At 50.8% G+C, this 17,704-nt stretch carries 16 protein-coding genes; 6 read left to right on the top strand and 10 right to left on the bottom strand.

Features of this window, described 5'->3' with window-relative positions; genetic code table 11:
• Positions 1 to 75 precede the first annotated feature (75 nt).
• Together dadX and AB4K05_RS14820 are read right to left on the bottom strand one after the other, a co-directional pair.
• Positions 76 to 1,146: a catabolic alanine racemase DadX gene (gene dadX, locus AB4K05_RS14825; RefSeq protein ID WP_368480702.1), complete on the bottom strand. Its 1,071-nt coding sequence runs from the start codon at positions 1,144 to 1,146 to the stop codon at positions 76 to 78.
• Positions 1,147 to 1,155: 9 nt separating this feature from the next.
• The gene (locus AB4K05_RS14820; protein WP_368480701.1) at positions 1,156 to 2,454 is read right to left on the bottom strand and encodes a D-amino acid dehydrogenase; all 1,299 of its coding nucleotides are present in this window, start codon (positions 2,452 to 2,454) and stop codon (positions 1,156 to 1,158) included.
• Between the two features lie 321 nt (positions 2,455 to 2,775).
• Between AB4K05_RS14820 and AB4K05_RS14815 the strand changes: the two genes are divergently transcribed.
• Entirely contained in the window at positions 2,776 to 4,308 is a 1,533-nt protein-coding gene (locus tag AB4K05_RS14815; RefSeq protein ID WP_368480700.1) for a SpoVR family protein, read from the top strand.
• A 153-nt stretch (positions 4,309 to 4,461) separates the two neighbouring features.
• Here AB4K05_RS14815 and fadR read toward each other — a convergent pair whose 3' ends face one another.
• Entirely contained in the window at positions 4,462 to 5,181 is a 720-nt protein-coding gene (gene fadR / locus AB4K05_RS14810; RefSeq protein ID WP_368480955.1) for a fatty acid metabolism transcriptional regulator FadR, read from the bottom strand.
• 211 nt (positions 5,182 to 5,392) lie between these two features.
• On the opposite strand from fadR, the gene nhaB reads away from it, so the two are divergent.
• The gene (nhaB, locus tag AB4K05_RS14805) at positions 5,393 to 6,946 is read left to right on the top strand and encodes a Na(+)/H(+) antiporter NhaB (protein WP_368480699.1); all 1,554 of its coding nucleotides are present in this window, start codon (positions 5,393 to 5,395) and stop codon (positions 6,944 to 6,946) included.
• Positions 6,947 to 7,085: 139 nt separating this feature from the next.
• Positions 7,086 to 7,616, top strand: coding sequence for a disulfide bond formation protein DsbB (gene dsbB / locus AB4K05_RS14800; RefSeq protein ID WP_368480698.1), 531 nt, complete (start codon positions 7,086 to 7,088; stop codon positions 7,614 to 7,616).
• A gap of 417 nt (positions 7,617 to 8,033) precedes the next feature.
• Here the strand turns inward: dsbB and AB4K05_RS14795 are convergent, their stop codons facing one another.
• The 4 genes from AB4K05_RS14795 to AB4K05_RS14780 all read right to left on the bottom strand — a co-directional run bounded on the left by AB4K05_RS14795 (position 8,034) and on the right by AB4K05_RS14780 (position 13,314).
• Complete coding sequence (locus AB4K05_RS14795) at positions 8,034 to 8,660, bottom strand: hypothetical protein (RefSeq protein WP_368480697.1); 627 nt, start codon at positions 8,658 to 8,660, stop codon at positions 8,034 to 8,036.
• A gap of 44 nt (positions 8,661 to 8,704) precedes the next feature.
• Positions 8,705 to 11,638, bottom strand: coding sequence for an autotransporter outer membrane beta-barrel domain-containing protein (locus tag AB4K05_RS14790; RefSeq protein WP_368480696.1), 2,934 nt, complete (start codon positions 11,636 to 11,638; stop codon positions 8,705 to 8,707).
• Positions 11,639 to 11,655: 17 nt separating this feature from the next.
• The gene (locus tag AB4K05_RS14785) at positions 11,656 to 12,819 is read right to left on the bottom strand and encodes an autotransporter strand-loop-strand O-heptosyltransferase (RefSeq protein WP_368480695.1); all 1,164 of its coding nucleotides are present in this window, start codon (positions 12,817 to 12,819) and stop codon (positions 11,656 to 11,658) included.
• Between the two features lie 159 nt (positions 12,820 to 12,978).
• Positions 12,979 to 13,314: an EAL domain-containing protein gene (locus AB4K05_RS14780; protein ID WP_368480954.1), complete on the bottom strand. Its 336-nt coding sequence runs from the start codon at positions 13,312 to 13,314 to the stop codon at positions 12,979 to 12,981.
• A 575-nt stretch (positions 13,315 to 13,889) separates the two neighbouring features.
• Here AB4K05_RS14780 and AB4K05_RS14775 point away from each other — a divergent pair.
• Together AB4K05_RS14775 and AB4K05_RS14770 are read left to right on the top strand one after the other, a co-directional pair.
• Complete coding sequence (locus tag AB4K05_RS14775) at positions 13,890 to 14,699, top strand: transcriptional regulator (protein WP_368480694.1); 810 nt, start codon at positions 13,890 to 13,892, stop codon at positions 14,697 to 14,699.
• Entirely contained in the window at positions 14,683 to 15,174 is a 492-nt protein-coding gene (locus tag AB4K05_RS14770) for a hypothetical protein (RefSeq protein ID WP_368480693.1), read from the top strand. The genes AB4K05_RS14775 and AB4K05_RS14770 overlap by 17 nt, the downstream gene beginning before the upstream one ends.
• Positions 15,175 to 15,330: 156 nt before the next feature.
• On the opposite strand, the gene AB4K05_RS14765 is transcribed toward AB4K05_RS14770, so the two are convergent.
• The 3 genes from AB4K05_RS14765 to AB4K05_RS14755 all read right to left on the bottom strand — a co-directional run bounded on the left by AB4K05_RS14765 (position 15,331) and on the right by AB4K05_RS14755 (position 16,868).
• Positions 15,331 to 15,777, bottom strand: coding sequence for a YcgN family cysteine cluster protein (locus AB4K05_RS14765; RefSeq protein ID WP_368480692.1), 447 nt, complete (start codon positions 15,775 to 15,777; stop codon positions 15,331 to 15,333).
• Between the two features lie 93 nt (positions 15,778 to 15,870).
• Entirely contained in the window at positions 15,871 to 16,530 is a 660-nt protein-coding gene (locus AB4K05_RS14760) for a fumarylacetoacetate hydrolase family protein (RefSeq protein WP_368480691.1), read from the bottom strand.
• A 56-nt stretch (positions 16,531 to 16,586) separates the two neighbouring features.
• Positions 16,587 to 16,868, bottom strand: coding sequence for a YcgL domain-containing protein (locus tag AB4K05_RS14755; RefSeq protein ID WP_368480690.1), 282 nt, complete (start codon positions 16,866 to 16,868; stop codon positions 16,587 to 16,589).
• A gap of 127 nt (positions 16,869 to 16,995) precedes the next feature.
• Between AB4K05_RS14755 and minC the strand changes: the two genes are divergently transcribed.
• Positions 16,996 to 17,703 carry a septum site-determining protein MinC gene (minC, locus tag AB4K05_RS14750; RefSeq protein WP_368480953.1) on the top strand — a complete coding sequence of 236 codons (708 nt, stop codon included), beginning with the start codon at positions 16,996 to 16,998 and terminating at the stop codon, positions 17,701 to 17,703.
• The last annotated feature ends 1 nt before the right edge of the window (position 17,704 follow it).

The following is a 17,704-nucleotide window of genomic DNA, read 5'->3' as shown; positions in this document are numbered from 1 at the left end:
GCGCTTATCCGGCCTACAATATCAGTTCCACATCGTAGGCCCGGTAAGCTTGCGCCACCGGGCAATGAGTGAAAGTTACACCGTCACAACTGGCACGCGCGGTGCCACGGCGCACATGAGCTCGTATCCTACCGTGCCCGCGCTGGCGGCGACCTCATCGATTTTAATCTCCTTGCCCCACAGCTCAACCGGCGTACCAATCCCAGCCTGCGGACACGGCGTTAAATCAACCGCTAACATATCCATCGAGATAGCACCTACCGTGCCGGTGCGAATGCCATCGACCAGAACCGGTGTGCCATTGGCGGCAATCCGCGGGTAACCATCGGCATAACCGCAGGCCACGATGCCTATCCGCTGCTCCTGCGTTGCCCGATAGCGGCTGCCGTAACCCACCGCATCACCCGGCTTCAGGTTTTGAATGCCAATAATTTCGCTGCTCAAGGTCATTACCGGCTTCAGGCCACTGTTGGCGATGTCCTGCCACTGGCCGGACGGCGACGCACCGTAGAGCACTATCCCCGGGCGTACCCAGTCAAAATGCGTTTGCGGATGCCATAGCGTAGCCGCCGAGTTTGCCAACGAGCGCGGGCAGTCGAGCCCTTCTGCCGCCTGCTCAATGCGCTGCATCGGCTCAATTACCCCGTCGGTGTTTTCCGCCTGCGCAAAATGCGACATCAGGGTCATCGAGCCGACGTTGCTCATACCGCGCAGCTGCTGCCAGACGGTATGAATTCGCTCCGGGGCAAATCCCAGCCGATTCATGCCGCTATTCACCTTGAGGTAGATATCAATCGGCGAATGCAGCTTCGCGGTTTGCAGCGCCTTAAGCTGCCAGTTGCTGTGCACGCTGGTGGTCAGGCGATATTTATCAAACAGCGCCAGCTCATCAGCATGGAAGAAGCCTTCAAGCAGCAGAATCGGCCCTTTCCAGCCGCGTTCGCGCAGTAAGATGGCCTCTTCCAGATTGAGCATCGCAAAGCCATCGGTCTCCCGTAAGGCGTTCCAAACGCGATCCAGTCCGTGTCCATAGGCATTCGCCTTGACCACCGACCAGATACGAGCACCACCCGCCGCCCGGCGAACAATGGCTAAGTTATTGCGTAACGCCTGCAGGTCGAGGCTGGCGAGCACGGGACGAGACATGCGTTCTCCTTATTGGTGTGCGCCATGCAGATGCTGCGCACGGGCAGGCGTGAATCCCGGTGAGTAGCGAGCAACGCTCAGATCATCATAGGGAATAGCTGGCGTACGGCCAGACATCAAATCACTCAACAGCTGGCCGGAACCGCACGACATGGTCCAGCCCAGCGTACCGTGGCCGGTATTGAGCCACAGGTTTTTGAATGCCGTTTTACCGACTACCGGCGTGCCGTCCGGCGTCATCGGGCGCAGTCCGGTCCAGAAGGTCGCTTCGGCAATTTTGCCGCCGCGTGGGAAGAGATCGCCCACCACCATCTCCAGCGTTTCACGGCGGGGTTGCAGCAGCTCGGTATTGAAGCCAACAATTTCTGCCATGCCGCCGACGCGAATACGATTATCAAAACGGGTGATGGCAATTTTGTAGGTTTCATCAAGGATAGTCGAAACCGGCGCGCCGCTCTCTTCAACAATCGGAATGGTCAGCGAATAACCTTTTAGCGGATAGACGGGAATATCCACCAGCCCTTTGAGCATGGCGGTTGAGTAGGAACCAAAGGCCATCACGTAGGCATCCGCCGTCACCGTTTCGTCGCCGCACTTCACGCCCACGATGCGGCCGCCGTCTTCAATCAAACTGTCGACCGGCGTATTGAAGCGGAACTCTACTCCCGCCTGTTCGGCCATTTTGGCAAGCCTTTGGGTAAAGAGTTGGCAGTCGCCGGTTTCGTCATTAGGTAAACGCAGCCCGCCGGTGAGCTTATGCGCCACATCGGCCAGCGCCGGTTCAACCTCCGCCAGACGCGAGGCCTCCAGTAGCTGATACGGAACGCCCGCATCTTCCAGCACCGCGATATCACGGGTGGCGTTTTCGTATTGTTGAGCGGTACGGAACAGCTGTAAGGTGCCGCCCTGACGTCCTTCGTAGCTGATCCCGGTGGTATCTCGCAGGGTTTTCAGGCAGTCACGGCTGTACTCCGCTAGGCGAACCATGCGCCCTTTGTTTTCCATATAATGTCGGGTGTCGCAGTTGCGCAGCATCTGCCACATCCATTTCAATTGGAAACCGGTGCCATCAAGACGTATCGCCAGCGGCGCATGGCGCTGGAACATCCATTTAATCGCTTTTAACGGCACGCCAGGTGCCGCCCACGGCGCAGCGTAGCCCGGCGAAATCTGTCCGGCGTTGGCGGCACTGGTTTCTAGCGCCGGTCCCGCCTCACGATCGATAACCGTGACCTGATGCCCCGCCTGACTTAAATACCAAGCGCTGGTGACACCCACCACTCCACTTCCCAGTATGACAATGTGCATAACCCACTCCAGAATCAGCAAAAGAACAATCATCTAATTACAAATTGATAACCTAGATGAAAATATTATTCAACATAGGCTTTTTTTATGGTGACTTACTTCACAGAGAGCCCATTACGCCTAAATAGAGCGAAATTGCGATCTCCTACTGCCCGATATTTTTTGTCAGCATAAAATCCTGCCAAGGTGCCAAAAAATCGTCCGTAAGATGAATTAATCATGAAGAAAAAAAATGCCGGTTGTTACAGTTTTTCTGCGGTGTTCTATTCTTTATTTGAGGCTCTCCAGACAGAGAGGGTCGCTAACAATGAGGGCGCGCTAATGGCTACGATTGACTCGATGAATCAGGATGCAACTCGTCTGAGCGATGGACCCGACTGGACGTTTCCGCTGCTCGAAACCTACCTGGCCGAGATTGACCGGGTAGCAAAGCTGTATCGACTGGACACTTACCCACATCAAATCGAAGTCATTACCTCCGAGCAGATGATGGACGCCTATTCCAGCGTGGGGATGCCGATTAACTATCCGCATTGGTCGTTTGGTAAAAAATTCATTGAGACCGAGCGCCAGTACAAACACGGGCAGCAGGGTCTGGCATATGAAATCGTCATCAACTCCAATCCGTGTATTGCCTATCTGATGGAAGAGAACACCATTACCATGCAGGCACTGGTGATGGCGCACGCCTGCTATGGCCACAACTCTTTCTTTAAAAACAACTATCTGTTCCGTAGCTGGACCGATGCCAGCTCCATCGTCGACTATCTACTGTTTGCCCGTAAATACATCACCGATTGTGAGGAACGTTACGGCGTTGATGAGGTGGAGCGACTGCTCGACTCCTGCCACGCGCTGATGAACTACGGTGTGGATCGCTATAAACGTCCGCAGAAAATCTCGTTGCAGGAAGAGAAGGCGCGACAGAAGAGCCGCGAGGAGTATCTGCAAAGTCAGGTGAATATGCTGTGGCGTACCCTGCCTAAGCGCGATGAGGAGAAAGCCTCTGAGGCCGCTCGCCGCTACCCGTCTGAGCCGCAGGAAAATCTGCTGTACTTTATGGAGAAGAACGCCCCGCTGCTGGAGCCTTGGCAGCGTGAGATCCTGCGCATCGTGCGTAAAGTTAGCCAGTATTTTTATCCGCAGAAGCAGACCCAGGTGATGAACGAAGGCTGGGCGACCTTCTGGCACTACACCATCCTCAATCATTTATACGATGAAGGGAAAGTGACCGAGCGCTTTATGCTGGAGTTCTTGCACAGCCATACCAACGTGGTGTTCCAACCGCCCTATAACAGCCCGTGGTATAGCGGCATTAACCCTTACGCGCTGGGCTTTGCTATGTTCCAGGATATTAAGCGAATTTGTCAGAATCCGACCGAGGAAGACAAATATTGGTTCCCGGACATCGCTGGATCCGATTGGCTGACCACCCTGCACTTTGCGATGCGTGATTTTAAAGATGAGAGCTTTATCAGTCAGTTCCTGTCGCCAAAAATCATGCGCGATTTCAGGATGTTTACTGTGCTTGATGACGATCAGCATAACTATCTGGAGATTTCGGCGATTCACAATGAAGAGGGCTATCGGGAGATACGCGCCCAACTTTCTTCTCAGTACAATCTCAGCAATTTGGAGCCAAATATTCAGGTGTGGAACGTGGATTTACGCGGCGACCGTTCGCTGACGCTGCGCTATGTACCGCACAATCGTGCGCCGCTGGATAAAGGCCGTCGCGAGGTTCTCAAACATGTGCAGCGGCTGTGGGGCTTTGATGTGCATCTGGAGCAACAGAATGCCGATGGCAGCATTGAGTTGCTCGAGCGCTGTCCGCCGCGACCAAACTCGTTGTAATAATGCTGGGGAGTGGTAGGCCGGATAAGGCGTTTACGCCGCCATCCGGCAATCGGTGCCGGATGATGCTTCACTTATCCGGCCTACCGCTGTAATGGTTAAAATAAAACACCCCGGCATAACCGGGGTGTTTTATTTTGTGTCGCAGAACGATTAGCGGCCGTGAATCGCCAAATCGCTAGGCAGATTTTTCTGCATCCGATGCCAGATCTCACCGCTATCGTGACCATAACGACGCACTGTCTCGTACACGAGGTCATGCAAGCCCTGCTCACACAGCTCGGTTAAGCGGTGATAGAAGCCCAGCGCTAGGCTGCGCGCTTCTGGACTTGAGAAGTAGTGACGACCCAGACGGGTATACAGACCTTTCATGCCGTTTAAAATCAGACCGTAGATCGGATTGCCGGAGGCAAAAGCCAGACCGCGGAAGATACCGTAGTCAAGCTCAGCAAAGGCGTCGGCGTAATCCTCAACTTCGCGCGCGTTCGCCAGCACTTCCAGCGCTTTGTCCGGATGTTGGCGGAAGGCAGTGCGAATGTAGATAGTCGCGATATTAGTCCGCACGGAGAGCAGATTATCAATCAGTTGAGGGACGCTATCGTGATCGAGGCGTGCCAGTGTTTCAAGGATATTAAGCCCGGAGGTTTCCCAGAAGTTATTCACCTTGGTTGGCTTGCCGTGCTGAATGGTTAACCAACCATCGCGAGCCAGACGTTGCAACACTTCACGTAAGGTGGTGCGAGTCACACCAATTAATTCAGAGAGTTCACGTTCAGCAGGAAGAATTGAACCTGGAGGAAAACGATTATTCCAGATACTTTCAACGATATACTCTTCCGCGAAACCCGCCGGGCTTTGCGCCTTAATGACCATAGTAAAAATTCCATTACACAGCGTTGCAATTGGACTCATCATACCAGAGCCAACATAGTGCAGATAGCATCGCCGATGAATTAAAAAGGGATCGCCGTTTCATTTTTCACATTTCGTTTTGAAGGTGGAAATGGGGCTTCCGGGAGTTTTCTGGCGGTGTGCGCTAATTAGTGGCAAGATTGATCACTTTTTCAGGAGGAAGACAGTTGTCATGGAAATCTCTTACGGTCGCGCCCTGTGGCGCAACTTTCTAGGCCAATCACCTGATTGGTATAAACTGCTGCTGATTATTTTCTTAATCATCAATCCGTTAGTCTTTTTACTGAATCCCTTTATCGCCGGATGGCTGCTGGTTGTTGAATTTATCTTCACCCTGGCGATGGCATTAAAGTGCTACCCACTGATCCCCGGCGGCCTGCTGGCCATCGAAGCGGTGCTAGTAGGGATGACGTCCCCCGAGCACGTGCGCAATGAAATTGCCGCTAACCTAGAAGTGCTGCTGCTGCTGATTTTTATGGTCGCGGGCATCTACTTTATGAAGCAGCTGCTGCTGTTTATCTTCACTCGCCTACTGCTCAACATTCGTAGCAAGCGTCTGCTGTCTATCGCCTTTTGTATCGCCGCGGCATTTTTATCCGCCTTCCTCGATGCCTTGACGGTGGTCGCGGTTATTATCAGCGTCGCCGTGGGTTTCTACAGCATCTATCATCAGGTGGTCACCTCACGCCCGGATGACGACGATCTGCTCGACGATAGCCATATCGACAAACACAACCGCGAGGTTCTCGAACAGTTCCGCGCCTTTTTACGCAGCCTGATGATGCATGCCGGTGTCGGCACTGCGCTTGGCGGCGTAATGACCATGGTCGGCGAGCCGCAAAACCTGATCATTGCTAAAGTTGCCGGCTGGCACTTCGGGGAGTTTTTCCTGCGTATGTCTCCGGTTACGGTGCCGGTCTTCATTTGCGGCATACTCACCTGTTTCCTGCTGGAGAAGTTCAAGGCCTTTGGTTACGGCGCTGAGCTACCCGAATCGGTACGGCAAATTCTGCACAACTATGATGAACGTAGTCGCAAGCAGCGCTCGCGGCAGGAGACCATGCGGCTTATTGTTCAGGGGATTATTGGTGTTTGGCTAGTACTGGCACTGGCGCTGCATCTGGCTGAAGTGGGCTTAATCGGCCTCACGGTGATTATCTTCGCGACCTCGTTTACCGGCATCACCGACGAGCACGCTATTGGTAAAGCCTTTACCGAGGCGCTGCCATTTACCGCCCTATTGACGGTCTTTTTTGCCGTCGTCGCGGTGATAATTGACCAGCATCTGTTTGCGCCAATCATCAACTTCGTCTTGCAGGCTCCGGCCGACGCCCAGCGCTCTCTGTTCTATCTGTTTAATGGCCTGCTGTCGTCTATTTCTGACAACGTCTTCGTCGGCACCGTGTACATCAATGAGGTAAAAGCGGCTTTGGATAACGGTGCGATTAGCCTGCCGCAATTTGAGATGCTGGCGGTGGCAATTAACACGGGGACCAACCTGCCCTCCGTTGCGACGCCAAATGGTCAAGCGGCATTCCTGTTCCTGTTAACCTCGGCGCTGGCACCATTAATCCGCTTGTCCTACGGGCGAATGGTGTGGATGGCATTGCCTTACACCATCGTCCTCACCAGTGTCGGTTTACTGTGCGTGCAGTTTACACTCCAGCCGGTTGTCGACTGGATGATGAGCCAAGGAATATTAATACTGCCATCAATAACCCACTAATCTGGATAGGCTTATCAATACCCGGATTTTTACCCGGGTATTGATTCGCGATTTACGAATAATTGCTTATCCACAGATGGCAGGGACATCGTTTTCGTTTACACTGCTTTTTCAAACGCTCGTTCCAGGAAAAATAATTATGTTGCGATATTTAAACCAGAGCTCACGTGGGCGCAGCGCCTGGTTATTAATGGCTTTAACCGCTTTTGCGCTTGAGTTAGTGGCATTATGGTTCCAGCACGTGATGCTATTGAAACCGTGCGTTCTGTGTATTTATGAACGCTGTGCGCTGTTTGGCATCATGGGTGCGGGGTTGGTTGGCGCCATCGCGCCGAAAAGTCCGCTGCGCTACGTGGCGATTTTCATCTGGATCTACAGTGCGTTTCGCGGCCTGCAGCTGGCGTGGGAACATACGATGATTCAGCTACATCCGTCACCGTTTATGACCTGCGATTTTATGGCGCGCTTTCCAAGCTGGCTGCCGTTAGACAAATGGTTGCCGCAGGTGTTTGTCGCATCAGGCGACTGCGCAGTTCGTCAGTGGGAATTTTTATCGCTGGAGATGCCGCAGTGGCTGGTGGGTATTTTTGCCGCCTATCTCATTATCGCGGTGCTGGTACTGATTGCTCAGCCGTTTAAACCGAAAAGACGCGACCTGTTCGGCCGTTAATTGTATTTATTGCCAGCTGCATAATATTTGCGGCTGGCATTATCTTTACGCTAGCCAATTAAAAACCAGATCCCGTATCCCGCCGCAAACAACAATCCCCAACCGCTTAAATTTATCACCACTGCCATCATTAAGAGTTTTATTGAACTGTTCATCCGGAACCTCGAGCCGATGTGAATAAAATCACTATCGGCACGGCGCGAAGTATACCTAGCGCTTTTGTTACTAAAAGATCAGAAAAGGACAGATATTCCTAAAATTGCGCATTAGTCAGCCCATTCTGGCTTGTTCATGACAAGCGGCAGTATCTCAAAGCCCTGTGTTCTTGTGCTCGATTTACGAGCAAAAGATAATAATTGAGTCGATTGTGCTGACAACATCTTCCTCAAGGCGACATCCTGACGCAAAAAGGAATCCTTACCCGCCGAAGCGGGCTATCGTACAGGGTATGCCTCTTACGGGCTGTTGGCTCACCGGAAATTGGCATTCCTCGTCAATTTTTACCTGAACATAATCCGAATGGAACTCACGTTTGAAGAATTGATGAGCCTGTAACCGAGTCGACATGTTCAACCTTTTTGCCAACCGCTCTACCCTTTGATAGAACATCTTATGATTCACTCCGAGTTCTCTCACCGCATCGCTCATCGTTTCATTACGTATCAAAGCATAAATCGTCTTTTTTTCCTTCTGTGTAAAACATCCCATGCTGGTAAGAGCGAGTAGATAGCTCATCGCCCTATCGTAGGTAACGCCTGGGCAATAGCGTAATGCATCGTAATAATCCACCAATGATGATTGGCTCCCTATCGTGACGAGGGGGAGTAAAACACGAGAATATTTCCCTGCATTTCCGATAAACAGAAATCGGTTAGCATGGCCATTACGCTGGACACAATGCAGGATATCTTTCAACGAATGGCGAGTGGCAAGGTCAATTATGCAGGTATCTGGCGCGTGGTTGTCACATGGCTGAAGTGCCTCGAGAGCCAAGCGTAAGAAATGATTCCGAGTTTCAATGCTAAAGGCCACTTTTGAATCCATTTATAAACAAGGGGGCTTAGCCCCCTTTCCTTTTATTGATGTGATTAGAAGCTGACGCGAATACCCGCCACACCCTGAATTGGCTCTTCGATATGGCTTCCCTGACGGTAGCTCATTTCACCATATACCGTGGTGCCCTTTGTGAGCTGAGCAGACAGGCCTGCGGCATATTTGCCAGAAGTCCCATTGAGGTTGTTATCAAAACTGTTGATGCCATTAATGAGGGTGGTATTCGACTTGGCAAATTCTTGTTCGACGCTCGCACTGAAGTACGGTGCAAACTGTGTGCTGCCCAGCGCAAATTGAGTGCCCAAACGGGTACCCGCTTCCGCAGTCAGCGAGCGAGCTTTGCCTGTTTCGGCCTTCATGCCGTTTGAAAGCGTGACATTGGCGTTGTTGATATGCGTTGCGGTGGAGCGCACGAATGGCTCGATGGTCATATTATCCATCGGTTTAAAGGTATATCCGCCTTCCAGCGCGGTGCTGATAGCGTACTGATGCCACTTGCCCGAAGTGCTATCACCGTTGGTCATACGTGCATTCAGGTTGTTCTCGAGACGGTTAGCCTTCAATGCACCATCAACATAAAAACCGCTGTTGTCGTACCAGGTGGCGTAAGCGCCGAGGCCGTAACTATCAATCTTACTTTTGCCGCCGCGTTCGTGGTTGACTTGGTTATTGGACAACGTGACAAAGCCACCGGTGACCAGATGGCCAGTATCGAAACCGGTGACGATATCGCCGCCCAGCTCAAAACCGTTCTGGTGTAATTTGTAGGCCGCGCCGTTGCTGTTATCGATGGCGCTCTTCTTGCCTAAGTAGTGGCCCCAGACGTTACCGTCACCCTGCTTGCGGTCGGAGTCCTGGCTGTTGCGGTAGACGCGCAGGCTATCAAGCTCAGAGCGCATAACGTTTAGCCCAGCTGTCGCCATAGCGAGGACGGCATCTGTTGCCGGGGTGGTCATCGGCTTCTCGCCATTGCCACCCTCGCCCGGCTCGTCCGTCATCGCGCCCAAGTACCAGACATTCCCGTCGTTCAGGTCATCCTTGCCCTGTTGACTGAACAGCGTGTACATGTAAGTCCCGCCGTCAATGGCCCGGGTACTGCGACCGGACGCGGTGACCATCTCAAATTCAATTTCACCGCCTTGATCATGAATCAGGTTCACGGTGAGGTCAGTATGGCCAGTAATTTCCTTGCCGGAGTCAGTCACACCAATGCCGAAGTTACCCCTGCCCTGCTCAATGGTGACAAAGTTGGCATTACGTTCGGCGAGTGAAGTATTGAACAGGAAGTTGCCGTGACCGTTGAGTTCGGAGATGTTAAGCGTTGCGAAATCTCCCCCGCTGTTACCCAAGAAGGAGACATTGCCGCCGGCCATGGTGAGATTATCAATCTGAGCCGGGGCGTAAGCGGTGGCATCGGAAAGGTCGATGACTGAGAGAGTCCCCCCCGTGATGTTTACGTCCGCTGCGACAGAGCCTGCTTCCATCAGCAGTTCGCCACCGGTGTTAATTTGGGTTTTGCCGTCTGCCAGTGCCCCTGTTAACAGCCACGACTGACCACCATTGATGGTGGTGTCAGTGGCTATGCCACCACTACTGACTAATTGAAGGCCACCGCTGTTAATGGTAGTACCAGCGGCAGAGCCTCCACTGTAAATCCACTGCATGCCCTCGTTGTAAATAGTTGTATCAGAGGCTGAGCCTCCACCATTGATATGCTGCATGCCACCATAATTAAGGATGGAGCTTGTGGCCGTACCACCGAAAACATACTGATTACCACCGATGTTAATGGTAGTGTCAGTGGCTATTCCTCCATTGGAGACGAACTGCTGACCACCGCTGTTGATGGTGGTGTCAGTGGCTATTCCTCCATTGGAGACGAACTGCTGACCACCGCTGTTGATGGTGGTGTCAGTGGCTATTCCTCCATTGGAGACGAACTGCTGACCACCGCTGTTGATGGTGGTGCTTGTGGCAGTTCCTGAGACGTACTGATAACCATTGTTAATGGTTGTATTGGTGGCTGTGCCACCATCACGGAAGACTTGCTGCATACCACCACTGTTGATGGTGGTGTCAGTGGCCGTACCGCTGACGTACTGCCAGCCACCGTTAACAGTGATGGCAGTGGCAGTGCTGTCGCTGGCGACATTCTGACTGCCACCGCTGTTGATGGTGGTAGAGGTGGCAGTGCCGCCACTGTTGACATCCTGCCGGCCGCCACTGTTGACGGTGGTGCTTGTGGCAGTACCATTATTGCTGACCATTTGATAGCCACCACTGTTGATGGTGGTAGAGGTGGCTGTGCCGCCACTGGATACGTACTGTAAGCCACCGTTAATGGTGGTGTTTGTGGCCGTGCCGACACCGGAGACGTGCTGCGAGCCACCGCTGTTGATGGTGGTGTCAGCGACTGTGCCACCATAGACGCCCTGACGGCCACCGCTATTGATGGTGGTGTCTGTGGCAGTGCTGTCACCCCAAACACTCTGAGAACCACTGTTAATGGTCGTGCCAATGGCAGTGCCACCACTGGCGATGTTCTGCAGGCCACCACTGATGGTGGTGTCAATGACCGTACCGCCATTGGAGACGTTCTGTATGCCGCCGCTGTTAATGGTGGTATCAGTGGCTGTGCCGCCACTGGAGATGTTCTGCGTACCACCGCTGTTGATGGTGGTGTCAGTGGCTGTGCCGCCACTGGAGATGTTCTGCGTACCACCGCTGTTGATGGTGGTGTCTGTGGCGGTATCGTCTGAACTAATATTCTGTGTACTACTCGTTAACGTCTCACCCACATAATTCACAGCCATAGCCGGCCCTGATGGCAGTAGCATCGCCCCCAGCAGTAGCGCCAAGGCGCTTTTCTTCGGCGCCAGCTTCGGGCGACCGGAGCTGCGGGCCAGTTCAGAGGTCACCACCCACTGCTGACGCGATTCGCACCAGACGGTGGTATATATCTTGTTCATTTTAATGCTCCTTATTATCAACTTATTCCTGAATGCAGACTGTCCAGCATGCCGATAACCTGTCGTCCGGTTATCAGCCGCGTACACTCATACTGTCGAGGGGTATCCTTGTGATGCGGGCACCACAAAAAATCCTTGTGGTCAAAATCAACTGACGTGTCATCCCAGCAGCCGTTACAGCCATGACTGCTGAACACCCGCCAAGGGGTGTAAAATTCGCTGTTAGGAAGACTAAATCCGCTGATTAACACCACCGGGACACCGGCCGCCCAAGCGAGCCAAGACAGCCCGCTGGTGAGGCCAACAAAGAAACTCGCGTGCCTTAGCAGGTCCACCCGCTCCTGAAGCGGAATGTCACCCGTGAAGTCTTCGGCACCGTGGGGGATATGATTCCAGACAAAGCCTTGGCCGTGATGTGCTTGGCGGTCTATGCACAGCACGCGGTATCCCAGTGATTTAAGGTGGGCAATGACCTCTGCCCAGCCATGACCGTTGTTCCAGTATTTCGCTTGGTTGGTTGACTGTGCCGCGATGCAAACGTAGGGCTCGGCAATTTTTCGCTCTGCATCCAGCTTCAGACGTGGCGGCGCTTCTCGGGGGTCCACGCCGAGGATGTAACCGGCATTGCGATGAAAGCCGACTTTTCTGAAATCAATCGGTTGATGTTGGGTATCGCCATGAAAGAAAAGACCGACATACCAAGACGCGTAGGGATTGACTGTTTTGAGGGATTCTTTGGTCGAGAAGGTAATCTCAGGATATTGTGCGCTGAGCAGCTCAATAATCTCTTGGCCCATAACACATTCAAGCTGGCAGCGATGCAGTTGACGAAATCGCTCGGCATAATGGAACCAGCCAAGCATGTCGCCCAGTGTCCCGGTCGGAAAAGTGATGACGACCGGCTTATCTTTCATTTCCAGCCTTTCATCCAGAACAGGGCTCACTTCTCCCTGATGGAATACCTGGATACGGAAACGGACGTAATATTTTTTATTACTGGTGACCCAACCACCGTCAGAATCACAGCTAAAAAGAATATTGCCGGAATCATCATCCATTAAAATGACATGCCATTTTCCTTCTGGGAGGTAAACGCGTGCGCCGTAATTAAAATCAAACAAAATACCTTCCGGCCCAGCGCAGGACGGGAATGCTGGAGGTGTTGCAAAAGAAGCTGACATAACGCATATATCCTTGATGTTTATTTGCAAGCAGCGGTCATTGAATCAATTGCACGGAGCCCCCTAGCGCAATGTATTTTAGAATCGCCCGGCTTATTCAATTAATTTTTAACCGTAGTTTGCCTACTGATATTCAAGCCATTTGCACGAGCATAGAAGTTAAAGGCAGGTACAAAACTCGCGCATACTTACAGGTTTTGAAAATAGGTAGCCTTGAAAACAATCAACATCCTTATTTTTCAAAAGCGCCAACTGCTCATGTGTTTCGACGCCTTCAGCAACGATCTTCATATTGCATTCAATGGAAATCGTTTTAATCGCATCAATGACAGATGAATAAACAAGTTCTCCATTGCAGGCCATGGTTAGATGCTTATCAATTTTCAAAGTAGTAAAGCCAGCGTGCTCAATATATTTAAGACATGAACTCCCACTACCAAAGTCATCTATTGCAAAACGCACACCTTTCTGGACAAGTTCATCCATAGTATCCAGCGCAAAATCATCAAACTCGACTGTGCCTCGCTCTATGATTTCGAGAACAATGGACGCCTTCCCTTTGAAAGGTACTTTGTTGGACGATGGAAAATACCTTCTTTTTTTACCCTTAAAAGAACTTCACATCCCACAAGCCCATGCTGCCCGTAAATAGGTTGTATAAAAGGTACATACTCACAGTGCAGCAGGTCTGCTTCTAAGATTGCTCTCCTAAGTTTGGCTAGCACACCACTGACCAGTGACTCAGTTTTCCTTAAAATCGTAATGTTAATCATCGAGAATCAACTCCTGTTGCCATCATGCTTTAGGCATGGTTACTTAGGTATTTTCCTAGGAAAACCTTAAACACCTTCGACTGGTAGTAATCTTATGTTCTCGATGATTGATAAACAATTTGTATTGATAAAATATCATTTCCCAACTTTTTATTCTTAAAATAACAATAAATAACAAACATAATTCCATCACACTTGATGGAGTGATTACATGTGGGATACTGGTCAAACACTTATGAGGTGGGCATACCATGGCTTTTGCATGCCGGTAACTTCCCCTGTGATGCATGGAGACGCATGATGGTGTATCTGATTGGCTCATTGATAAAGTATCGAAGCGATGATGGCGCGATGTGGCTCGCTGCGGATGAAAGCTCTGCCATCACGCTGACGGTTACGATGAACAGGATGCTTTGGTTTATCCTTAGTCGACAGGGACAAGTAGTATCACGTGACGAAATTCTGGATAGCGTCTGGGATGCTCATGGACTGATTTCATCAAACAATACTTTGAACAAATACATATCTGAAATCAGAAAGAAATTTGTTCTATTTGGGCTGGAGGATGAATGCATCGCCACCGTTCCCAAAATAGGGTTCATATTTAACAGTGAGGTTGACGTTCAAGTATTACCTGATGATAACGATGTAGATCCTAATGAGAATAAAAAACTCGCCTCGGCGCCTATTACTGAGATAACCAGCCAGCGGGGGAAACGACAGCTTTACGCGCCATTATTGTTGGCTTTATCTCTGATAATTTCCACCCTCTCATTTTTAATGCATAAGAATTATTTTTCAACAAATGAAAATACAATCGAAAAAGAAGTCAATACGTTCTTTTTATTCAACTTTGACACGTGCCCGGTATATACAACGCAAAAAAACTCTCAGTCATTGAGTGAACTGAAAAAAGATATTTTTATTAATATGGCTAACGATGTAAAAGTATCATGTTTGCCCGGAGCAACATTCTTATACCAAGTCTCTGAAACTTATCTTTATGGCGATATAGGACGCGTATACATCAGTCGATGCACGACCGGTAATAAAGGCTTTGTCTCATGCCTGAACTATTATTGGAGTGGTTATGAAAAAAATGAATAATAAAACCAATATCATTACTGGCATCATCGTTGCCGTCTCCTTAATGCTGTCAGCATATTTTATCTTAACCCGTCCGGTTAATAATGGGATTAGTGTTAACTGTTCAACCATTTTGAACTTGTTACATAAGACCCCCGACTTCACCTCAGCCATCGACCTTAGGTTTCAGTTACGAACTAATCACACGGGGCAAGTTGATCTTAGCGGTAATATTAAACAAGCTGATGGCATACGATTCGTTTCCCGAACCGTATTGTTTGATTATGAAATGTCGGCGCCTGGTGATATCGCCATTGAAAATATGCGTTACGTAAAAAACAAGAAAGATTCCGCAAACGATCATGATTTCAAATTGAGTTTCTTCTATGTCCAGGAAGGACAAAAAAGGCATATCAAAGTAAATCCTCTACACAACGCATATCTTATTGAGAACACGCTATCGCCTGTTTTGCTATGCGTCAATAAAGACAACTGATTTACGCCGCAAGAGTTTACTTGGTTAATTAACCGCAGCTTTCGGCACTACGGCGATCTCTTCGAAGAGCGTTTCCGAGTGCGGCTTGTCATGTCCGGTCAATCTTGGATATGCCATCGTAATTTAGCGAGTAAAAAACCTTTCTAATTCAACGACTCAGTCAGCCCATTCGGGCTTGTTCATGATGTGATCCTGCCAGTCGTGCACTTCGGACTCTTTCACCGCAATATGGCGCACCGAAATCCGTTCGCCGTGCATGGCGGCTTTTGAACCGGTAATCAGCGGATGCCAGTGCGGTAACGGCTGCCCTTCCGCCAGCAGGCGATAGGCGCAGGAGTGTGGTAGCCATTCGAAGGTCGGCAAATTTTCACGCGTCAGCTTGATGCAGTCTGGCTCGTACTCGAAGCGACGTTCGTAGTTGCGACACTGGCACGTTTTGATATTGAGCTGTTTACACGCGACGTTGGTGAAATAGATTTCATCGGTGTCTTCATCCATCAGCTTGTGCAGGCAGCACTGCCCGCAGCCGTCACACAGCGACTCCCATTCGGCGTCGGTCATGTCGTCTAGGGTTTTGCTCTGCCAAAAAGGTAATTCGCTCATCAGGATGTCCACATCAAAAATCAGGGTGCTTCTTATAACCAGTCTGGCACAGGGATGCAAGTTTTGCCGCCCGAATGGGGCGGCAAGGAGGGCTTACAGTACGCGGGTCGTCAAAGACAGGCCGTTAAACTGCACTTCAAGCTCATCGCCCGCGTGCAGCGGGCCAACGCCTTCCGGGGTACCGGTCAGCACGACGTCACCCGGCTTCAGGGTAAAGTAGCGGCTCATATAGGCAATCAGCGGCACAATCTTGTGGATCATGTCAGACGTACTGCCCTGCTGGCGCACTTCGCCGTTGATGCTAAGACCCAGCGAGATATTCTGAGGGTCGCCCTCAAAGGCGGAAGCAGGAATAAAGCCAGAGATTGGGCATGAATTATCGAAGCCTTTGGCTTTTTCCCACGGCTGACCGGCCTTCTTCATTTTACCCTGTACGTCGCGCAGAGTCAGATCCAGCGCTACGCCGTAGCCGGCAATCGCTTGCTGGACGTGGTCTTCGGTTGCTTGACGCAGCGTGCCGCCAATTAATACCGCCAGCTCAACTTCATGATGCACGGAGCCAAGGCCCTGCGGCAGAATCAGCGGTTGACGCAGATCGCACAGCGCTGTTTCCGGCTTGATAAAAAGAACCGGTTCTTCCGGCGTCGCGCTGCCCATTTCCTGAATATGTTTTGCATAATTACTGCCAACACAGACAACTTTGCTTACCGGGTAATCCAGCAGAGCACCCTGCCAGTTATGATGCTGATACATGCTTTTCCCTTACTCGTTGTTCAACCATGGACGCATTTTGGCCGGAAGCGAAGCTGTTACTCGCCCTTATTTTGCGACTGAGCCAAATGCTGCTTTAACAGATTTTCAGGCGGTGGTGGGATCTGTAAATAATAACCCTGCTCTTTAAGCGCCTGTTTTACTTTTTCCAGATCGGCATTGACGGTCTTTTTACGCCCATCAAGCGGCAGCAGCATCGCTAACTGCGGCTGACCGAAGCCCTGCATCAGTTCCTGAGGCACACGGGAGAAGTCGTCTTTTTTTTCGACATACAAATAGGTCTGATCGCGTTTAGTACTACGATAAATCACACAAAACATACTTTATACCCGGAATTAGGACTGTGGTTACTTGCTTGAATATATTAGTGACTATAACATGACTGATAGTCTTCGGAATATCACCGCAGGTTATGCGTTGGTAAATAGCAAATTGAGTAAGGCCAGGATGTCAAACACGCCAATCGAACTTAAAGGCAGTAGCTTCACCTTATCTGTGGTTCATTTGCACGATGCAAATGCCGAGGTTATTCGTCAGGCGTTGGAAGACAAAGTCGCCCAAGCTCCGGCTTTTTTCCGTCATGCACCGGTCGTGGTTAATGTCAGCCACCTTGAAGAATTCACCCAATGGCGCGCTATCCAACAGGCTATCATGTCTGTGGGATTACGTATTGTCGGTGTCAGTGGCTGCAAAGACCCACTGTTTAAAGCCGCCATCGACCAATCGGGCCTTCCTTTACTGACTGAAGGAAAAGAAAAAGTCGCCCGACCACAGCCTGTCGAGCCACCAACACCCGCCGAACCAGCACCAATTGTTAGTTCGATCACAAAAACGCGAATGATTGATACACCGGTACGTTCCGGTCAGCGAATTTATGCACCAAACTGTGATCTGATTGTTACAAGCAACGTGAGCGCAGGGGCGGAACTTATCGCCGATGGTAATATTCATGTTTATGGCATGATGCGTGGTCGCGTTCTGGCTGGCGCCGGCGGAGACCGGGAAGCACAGGTATTTTGTACCCACCTTGCGGCGGAGTTGGTCTCCATCGCAGGGGAATATTGGCTGAGCGATAACATCCCAGCCGAATTTTATGGCAAAGCGGCGCGTCTGCGTTTAGACGATAACGCTTTGACTATTCAACCGTTAAATTAAT

Origin of the sequence: Kluyvera sp. STS39-E (assembly GCF_040932435.1) — a bacterium.
Classification (GTDB): domain Bacteria; phylum Pseudomonadota; class Gammaproteobacteria; order Enterobacterales; family Enterobacteriaceae; genus Kluyvera.
Note: the sequence above shows the minus strand (reverse complement) of the source record. Positions and strands in the feature narration are given on the sequence as shown.

Coding starts and splice junctions, on each gene's coding strand:
- AB4K05_RS14785 (WP_368480695.1), bottom strand. CDS start 12,819: ATGTCAGCTTCTTTTGCAACACCTCCAGCATTCCCGTCCTGCGCTGGG.
- AB4K05_RS14770 (WP_368480693.1), top strand. CDS start 14,683: ATGAAAAAAATGAATAATAAAACCAATATCATTACTGGCATCATCGTT.
- AB4K05_RS14790 (WP_368480696.1), bottom strand. CDS start 11,638: ATGAACAAGATATATACCACCGTCTGGTGCGAATCGCGTCAGCAGTGG.
- AB4K05_RS14760 (WP_368480691.1), bottom strand. CDS start 16,530: ATGTATCAGCATCATAACTGGCAGGGTGCTCTGCTGGATTACCCGGTA.
- fadR (WP_368480955.1), bottom strand. CDS start 5,181: ATGGTCATTAAGGCGCAAAGCCCGGCGGGTTTCGCGGAAGAGTATATC.
- AB4K05_RS14820 (WP_368480701.1), bottom strand. CDS start 2,454: ATGCACATTGTCATACTGGGAAGTGGAGTGGTGGGTGTCACCAGCGCT.
- AB4K05_RS14795 (WP_368480697.1), bottom strand. CDS start 8,660: ATGGATTCAAAAGTGGCCTTTAGCATTGAAACTCGGAATCATTTCTTA.
- dsbB (WP_368480698.1), top strand. CDS start 7,086: ATGTTGCGATATTTAAACCAGAGCTCACGTGGGCGCAGCGCCTGGTTA.
- AB4K05_RS14815 (WP_368480700.1), top strand. CDS start 2,776: ATGGCTACGATTGACTCGATGAATCAGGATGCAACTCGTCTGAGCGAT.
- minC (WP_368480953.1), top strand. CDS start 16,996: ATGTCAAACACGCCAATCGAACTTAAAGGCAGTAGCTTCACCTTATCT.
- AB4K05_RS14775 (WP_368480694.1), top strand. CDS start 13,890: ATGATGGTGTATCTGATTGGCTCATTGATAAAGTATCGAAGCGATGAT.
- nhaB (WP_368480699.1), top strand. CDS start 5,393: ATGGAAATCTCTTACGGTCGCGCCCTGTGGCGCAACTTTCTAGGCCAA.
- AB4K05_RS14765 (WP_368480692.1), bottom strand. CDS start 15,777: ATGAGCGAATTACCTTTTTGGCAGAGCAAAACCCTAGACGACATGACC.
- AB4K05_RS14755 (WP_368480690.1), bottom strand. CDS start 16,868: ATGTTTTGTGTGATTTATCGTAGTACTAAACGCGATCAGACCTATTTG.
- dadX (WP_368480702.1), bottom strand. CDS start 1,146: ATGTCTCGTCCCGTGCTCGCCAGCCTCGACCTGCAGGCGTTACGCAAT.